Raw genomic sequence first — 7,973 nt, forward strand, 5'->3', positions numbered from 1 at the left:
CCGCCTTTATTATCAGCTAATTACGCTCTTCTTTCTCTGGCAGCCTCAATCAGCACCTGCATCTGTTCACAAAGGTCATCCTGTCCTTTATTCTCAAGTTCATTTGCCGCAATCTGCATCAGGTCATCTACATAATCGCTGAAATTATCTCTCCAGTTTGTAAAGTACCAGTCTACATTTTGATCAAACAGCTGGATCTGTTCATATACAAAATTGCCGTATACCCAGTCAAGATCATCTCCCAGAACGATCGTCTTCATATAATCGTAGATCATCTGAAGCGTCTCTTTCATGATGTCCTTGCCAACTTTCTTATCAAATTCTGCAGCCGGAGTAGATACTTTGAGCAGAAGTGCAAGATCAAAGATGGACAGGTGATCCTTCTTAAATTCTTCACTCTTTAACTTGCCAAGATTCTTCATGAGAAGACTGGTCTCCAGTGTAATCTTTCCTGCACTGTTTTTCTCTGCTGCAAACTTCTTATCCATATAGTTAATGATCGTTCTGACCACAACCGGATTGATGATCAGTGCGTCCAGCACCTCATAATAATGGTCACAAGGTGTACCGTTGGACACTACAAATTCTTCTGTTTCGATGCCATTCAGCTGTAATCTGTACAGATATTTGCCTTCTGCAATCTTTCTGTAACTGATCAGATTGAAGATCAGACCCAGAATGAATGCGCGGTAAATCCTTCTTTCCTGACGTTCCTGATTCTCATCGTCCAGATCCGGCAGGCAGGTAACTATATGCCAGTTGCGGTCAATGTGCGGCGTGATGACCGGTGTCTTATCGGACTTCGGCTTGATCTGGTTCACCAGTTCATAATATGCTTTGTAATACTCGCCTTCGCATCTTCCGTCAGCTTCACTTCCCGGTGAGAACTTGGATAATCCGTTCGCGCGGAGTCCATAGATCGCCTGATAGAACATAATCATATTCAACGGAATATCCTCATCCGGATTACCGCCGTAATTACCCAGTTCCTGAGCAATCAGCATAGATCTCGGTGAATCATCCTTCGGATCCAGCTGTTTGCTGTATGTACATGCGGCAATTGGTTCTCTCTGTTCTCCAAGCGGACGCTCGATGAACGGGTTCGACAGATTTCTGGTCTCTGCGATTACACGGCGAACATACTGCTCAATTCGGCCATAATCATACTCATTTGCCTCATATTTTGCTTCTCTTTCCAATGCAGAAAGAACATCCATATTAACAGTGCTTCCGTAGATCTCCATCAGGGAATCTTCAAAGTAACCGATGATACCGTCTTCAAACAACTCTTCAAAGTAGCCGCCGTTTTCCGGTTTTTCCTTCATCATGGAGTAGCTGCGTACTTTTGCATAGATACTTTCTGCCAGTTCTTTGTCGATCGTAATCGTATTACCGGTATATGGCATCTCCTTTAACAGTCGTGCGAAGCAATTCGGAGAAGCGCAGACATAACGGGTGGTCTTTCCTGCGGTATTGCCATATTTCTTCAGAAGAGAAGTGATTCTTCGATCCAGCTTTCCGATTCTGTCTTCAAAGGAAGCATAGAAAGTCTGGAATGCATCACAGAGACTGGCGATATAGTCAATACCTTCACGGAATACCTCTGCAAGAACGCTGCTGGTTCTGTACTTGTCCACTTCACTTAAGTAGAAGCGGAACTGATCCTTCATCTCCTGCTGCGTCTTCTTGTCAAGCTTCCTCTCTGTCAGCTGATCTACCGTCTCTACTTCATCGCTCTTCGGATCATCAAAAATATTATAAAAATCTTCAAAGAATTTTTCTTTCTTCTTATTCTCCTTATCTACGAGCACCTTCTCCTGCTTCATGAGTTCCAGTGCCTGATACAGAAAATATCTGACTGCGTTCGGGTGAACAAATTCCCCATGCTGATCTCTTAAGTAGGTCTCCATCTGGTGTGGCAGTCTGTCTTTGGTCGCAGAATCGTTCTTTGCCTTGAAGATCGTATAGGCGATAGTCCTTCCGGAATCCTCACTGCGCTTCACGACCATATCTTTATACTTTTCCACTTCTCCGAACGCTGTCTGCAGATCTTCTGCCGTCTCCTTCTTTCCAACCTCAATATCATTGATCAGGCCGATCGCCTGTCTCTTCTGGGAATCCAGATCCATCTGTCCGGTCGTCGTACTTGCTTTTACAAATTTCTTAAGCTGATCTACATACTCAGACCACTTGTCACCAACCTTTTTATAGCCGCCGTCATCATAGATTGTACAAGCTTCTTCGATTGCTTTGGCAAATGGATCCTTCTGCTTTGCCAGCTGATTGATCGACTCGATGTAATCTACCGATGCGTCAATATCGCGCACATGGAATCCCTGTGCACGCATTTCTGAATTGGCCAGACATTTTTCCCGGTACATATCATCAAATACCAGCCATTGCTTGGATACACATTCTTTCGCCCAGTTCAGCGCAATATATTCCTTCACGTCATCCGTCGGATAAATCAGCATCGCAGATCCTGCACCGGCATAACGGTTACGGCCTCTCTGTGCACATAATTCACGGATCGTGTTATCCTCCGAAGAGTTGCTTCTCTTATTCATTGGGCCAATGGACTGCGAATAGATACAGTTGGCCGCATGATCCAGATACTGGTTAAAGCTGTTCAGCTTCTTGCCTTCTGTGTTCTGCGCATCAAAGAGGAAGCAGAAATCATATGGTCTGACATCGTATTCTTCTACTTCGGCAGAGCCTACCCGTGGAAATTCCACGCGCACACTGTTTTCATATTTTTCCGGCAGTGTCTTATCACCCTTCATAAGGAATGCATCCAGCTCTCGAAGCGCTGCATAAGCATTACATCTCAGATTGTTTCTCTCGGTCTGTCCGCGAATTACTTCATAGAATACTTCCGGAAGAATGAAGAAACCTCTGGTAATATTCGCACTTGCCTGGAACTTCGTTGCCAGGTAATTCTTCAGGTACAGAGCTACCGGAAGAATCAGACCGGATCCGGTTCCTCCTGCAAGTGAACTTACGATAACGACACGAAGTGCCTGTTCTCCGGAATCTCCTTCCAGCTTATAAAGTTCTTCAATTGCCTTGTGGAGCGGTTCCATATTACCGGCACGGATTGCAGTATCCAGGGCAAGTCTGGAGATGGCTCTTACCTGTCCCGCTCCTTCTGTAAGAGACTTACTGTTCAGAATTCCGTTTACCGGAAACCATGTATCTCTTGCATGTGTATCAATATTCAGATACTCTCCTACCGTCAGCTTGGTAGAAGTCTGTACCGTCTTAATATACGGATTTTCTTCGCGAATTTCCCGAAGTTCATTGATATCCGTGTCAAATACCGCGAACCCGATCCGTTTTCTCTGTTCTTCCGTAACCATCTTCGATACACGGCATACAATTTTTGATCCGGTTCCTCCAAGTCCCACTAATAATGTTGGTGCAATCATGTCTTTTCCTCCTCACTAAGTATCTCTTTTATTTTTTCTTCTTTTTCCCTTTACTCTTTTTGATCGATCCATCTGCCGTTCTCTGTACATTAGGAATACAGGTATATGTAAACTCCGGAGTCGATACCACAATGATCGTACTTGCCGAGATCCGATAGTGGCCCTTATAATTCTCCTGGATCGTCATTCCATTGAATGTAGTATCTTCTTTTCCTGCAAATGCCGTCGTATTGAGGATCCACATTCCGCCTCCTCCGGCTGCCTTTAATCGTGCCGTCTTTTTCACCGGAGCCGGTGAGAACGTAAGTCTTCCGACTTCTGCTTTGTACGGAAGCATCACCGACAACATATTCTTCTCAAAATTCCCCTTTACCATCGTATCACGGATGCCGATCTTCTCCGCCGTACACTCTATGGTCGGACGACGTTTCATCTTTCTCGGGAACCGTTTTTTAAACGGCGGCACATATCCCAACAGCAAGATCAGGATTAACAGACAGATCGTAATCTGTTTCCAGTACTTTTTCAGATAATCAATCGGACCTCTGTCATCCTTGATCTCCATAGACACCGTCTGTGATTTTCCATAATTATCTCCGTCTATCTCAGTCGATACACTGACGGTAATATCCGCCTTTCCGGTTCCTGTATCAAACATGTCTCCATTTTTATACTTTGGAGTTGCCAGCCAGGTTGACACCTCACTGCCCTGACTGATCTCCCATTCAATCGGAAATTCATTGCCTTCACTGTCTTTGCTGCTGATAACGACCTCTGCCTGATTCCACTGTTCCTCCGTCAGAGGTTCGCCATTTTTCATCGCCTTGATCTGTATCTCTTCCGGATCGTCTGCAATCGCCTTGAGTGCAACAGAGGACGGTGCCTTCACTTCCATATCCAGCGTACATACAGTATAAGACTTTTCCATATGATCTGTGTAATCATTCAGATAGACCACATCTGCTTCCAGCTCCAGAGTATCTCCATCCACCTCGATCTCTACCGACTGTGTGGATCCATTTCCTCCTCCGAGCCCGTATTCTTCTCCGTTTACAACAAGCTGATACTGCGGATCTCCCAGAAGCTTCGAATCCTTAATGAACTTTCCGGACAACTGATTCACAAATCCGACCTGAACTTTATACTGTCCGCCCTCAATGGTATCCCCATCTACACTCTTGTCTCCGCGGATGAGTTCTATTCCGAATTTGACATTCGGCTCATAATAGATCTGAATGGAATCTGCCCCTTCCACATCCAGCGTATAACTTCCTTCCATAATCGAAGAAGGATCTGAGAAAACAGCAACTGCTCCTTTTAATGAAGTATCTTTTGTTGGAGTCTGTGTTACATAAGAAGTTAGTCCTGCTCCATCTGTACTGCTGCACGATACTTCATAGCAGCTCTCCATATTGACCTCACTGCCCTCTTTATTCTGAAGCCCTTTGATATTCACCTTACTGCCCTGTGCGAACACGATCAGCTTACTGAGCGGAATATCGAGTTCGATACTCTGTCCCTCTTTATATCCCTGATATTCATTTCGCTTGAATATACGATTGCTCACCACTGCAAGCTCATTGATTACCGCAGAACTGTCTCCTGCCTTCTGTGCGTAAAAGCCCAGGCTTTCATTGCCGTCCGGCACGTTCTTGATCTCGCTTCCCATAGCCAGATACTGTACATACATATTTTCCCGCAGCTGTGCCTTCTGCTCCAGATCCGCCTGCAGACCCGCAGCAGGTACATCACTGTCAAAGTCTCCGTCTGTCAGTACAACGAGCCAGCCCTCCTGTACCGCTCCTCCGTCCATCAGAGCAGCAAGCTCATTGGCCGCCGTATTTACCTGTGTATAAGGAGTTCCTTTTGGACTTGGCGTATACATATTGTGAATCTGAGCAATATCTGAAATAGATTGAATCGTAATGGAAGATATCCTGTCTGTCCCGTTATTTCCACCGGTAGTCACTTCATGCATCGGAAAGATCTTCATGACATCTCCACTGTCAAAATTCATCATTGCCGAGAAAACTTCCATCGCATAGGTAGCCTGCGACCACGCCATATTCCCCGGTCCATACATACTTCCCGAATTATCAAATACTACGTAGATTGCTCTGGTCTTCCCCTGCTTTGTATTCTCCGCCTGTGAGGTAAATCCGATACCGGCAAGCATAACAACAGCCATGACAATACTAAGAATTTTTGAAAATATTCGTTTCATCTTTTGCTCCACCCTCATAAAAAATTCCAAAATAATTGTATAATACTCACACGATTATATAAAATGTATAAAACACATAAAATAATTATAAACTATTTCTAAATATTCTACAACTCCTTAATGATTACTAAACAGAATAATTTTATCAGTATCCTTCAGTTCCACCCAGATCTCCTCCTGGTCACCGGAGAATATCACCAGTTCTCCTCCCTGGCGTACATAACCGAAGATGATAGACTTGTTATCATCCCCGGATGCCTGGTAGGTTGCCCGTATCAGCTGCGCCGCAGTGCATGGCTTCGGTGTTTCCGCAAAGAAATCCTTCACCTTCTTTACATACAGTTCTTTACTTTCATATATGGTACCGCCCTCTTCATCATAGGTCAGGATATCACTGTAAAAATTAAAGATTGCCTCTTTTTCTCCGATCTGTGTCACCATCTTGCTGATATACCGGTTACTGATAACGATATTGTTAATACTGTAGCTTCGCACAATATCATAATTCTTTGGATTCAGTATCTCAACTATGACATCGATACTTTCTCTGTCGAAATCCGGATTCTTCTCAATCCGTTCTGCGATGATATCCTGCACATAGATCAGGTAGGTCAGGGCTTTTGCATCCTGCTCTTCCACTGCCACCAGATCATCCGACAGGATCAGAATACTGGTATCTCCGACACTGTTGTCCACGAATTCATTGACCGCATCACAGATCGCCTGTTTATCATATACATCTGCCGTAATCCTGTGATTAACATACGGATACTTCTGATATCCTCCATTTCTTTCCATACTCTTTTCGTCATCGATTACCATGATATTCAGGATCTCAGGTCCTCCGTTTGCATGGATCCATTCCGGATCTTTATAGTTCCATTCTGCACGGAATGCGTTGAATCCTTCCATGACAGCCTCGCTCTTACTGTTATGTCCGAGAATAATAATATTTCGCTTCTCCAGCCAGTAATCCGGATTGACCTTCACCCGATACTCTCCTGTATCACAGACAGATACATCATCCAGATCTTTTTCCTTTTCTGCAATGTAGTAGAACTCCGTTCCTTCTTTTCCATCCATACAGGTCAACGGAATCGCATGCATATGTTCTTTCATATACTCGTTAATGTAAGCGATATCCTCTATCTGGCTGTCACATTTTCTGCTGAAAAAAGCAGCGCCCTTATTCGAAAACAGCTCTCCGTACACCAGATTCAATTCCGGCATGATCGCAAACTGAGACAAGATCTGGCCCAGAATTCTATTCACGGCAATCGGCACGATATTACATTTTTCCAGTTGTTCTTTATGATGGATGACTCTGCCCGCAAGCTCCAGAGTCCATTCATCCTCCACTTCTACCACAACTTTCTGATTGTCTGCCGAATCTGCGCTCCCCGTCATCTCCGCCACCTGAATCAGCGTCTTTACCGTATGCGAATTGCCCTTACGGTATCGGTCCATGTCTTCCTGCACATCGTACTTACACAATTTATTCTGAAACGTCTTTCCCAGAATAATCACCGCCCGCGCTCTGCTGATGGAAATATCATTGAGCTTCTTTACCGAAAATGTATCCCCTTCCCGCACAATCACCGTAATCCTGTTTCGAAGCATATGTTTCCGATAATAGCTTCTGCCTCTGATCCAGCCCATCTTCTCACAGGCCCTGCGCAGATCACTCCGTTCCTTTTCCAGAGTCGCCATGATGCGCTCTTCAATCTCTTTTTCAATGACTTCTCTTCCATCCTCCACCAGCACGACCACTTTTTCCGGCTGTCCGCTGTAGAGAAGATCATTGATGATCTCCGATGCTCTGGAATTCCAGTTCAGGATCACAATATGATTGGAAACATACAGCTTATTCTCACCTTTATTGGCACTGTTGATGAAGTCAGAAATATAATTGGTAATATAACCGATGACTGCACCGGTAAAGGTGATCATTCCGATAACCGCGACTACAATACACGCAATGATGATGGAGACATTGGCTTTTCCCACATCTTCAACGACAAGTCCGATACATCCCGCGTCCAGAATCATCGATATCGTATAATAGACAGATGCCCCAAACCCTCTGTTTTCCAGTGTCTCCGGTGCAAGATTCGATATCACCACCGCAGCGATCACAAAAAAACAGATATTGAGCAAAAAAATAGCTGCCAGGATCACAGTTGCCGGTCTTTTTGCAATCTGCACACTGAGCCACTCACGAATCCGATTCTTTTTCTTCATAGTATTTTTCTCCATTCCATCCAACTATAATAATGCTATTATATCATATCTATTTAAAATATAATTAAAATGTGTAAGTA

The 7,973-nt window shown here is 44.3% G+C and carries 3 protein-coding genes; all 3 read right to left on the reverse strand.

What is annotated here, in order from left to right; genetic code table 11:
* Positions 1–20 precede the first annotated feature (20 nt).
* Complete coding sequence (locus JQM82_RS00900; protein ID WP_235247978.1) at positions 21–3,428, reverse strand: tubulin-like doman-containing protein; 3,408 nt, start codon at positions 3,426–3,428, stop codon at positions 21–23.
* Between the two features lie 28 nt (positions 3,429–3,456).
* Positions 3,457–5,652, reverse strand: coding sequence for a hypothetical protein (locus JQM82_RS00905; RefSeq protein WP_235247979.1), 2,196 nt, complete (start codon positions 5,650–5,652; stop codon positions 3,457–3,459).
* A gap of 117 nt (positions 5,653–5,769) precedes the next feature.
* Positions 5,770–7,893, reverse strand: coding sequence for a hypothetical protein (locus JQM82_RS00910; RefSeq protein WP_235247980.1), 2,124 nt, complete (start codon positions 7,891–7,893; stop codon positions 5,770–5,772).
* Positions 7,894–7,973: the final 80 nt, after the last annotated feature.

It is taken from the genome of Faecalicatena contorta (assembly GCF_021531995.1).
Classification (GTDB): Bacteria; Bacillota; Clostridia; order Lachnospirales; family Lachnospiraceae; genus Dorea_A; species Dorea_A contorta_A.

Coding starts and splice junctions, on each gene's coding strand:
- JQM82_RS00905 (WP_235247979.1), bottom strand. CDS start 5,652: ATGAAACGAATATTTTCAAAAATTCTTAGTATTGTCATGGCTGTTGTT.
- JQM82_RS00900 (WP_235247978.1), bottom strand. CDS start 3,428: ATGATTGCACCAACATTATTAGTGGGACTTGGAGGAACCGGATCAAAA.
- JQM82_RS00910 (WP_235247980.1), bottom strand. CDS start 7,893: ATGAAGAAAAAGAATCGGATTCGTGAGTGGCTCAGTGTGCAGATTGCA.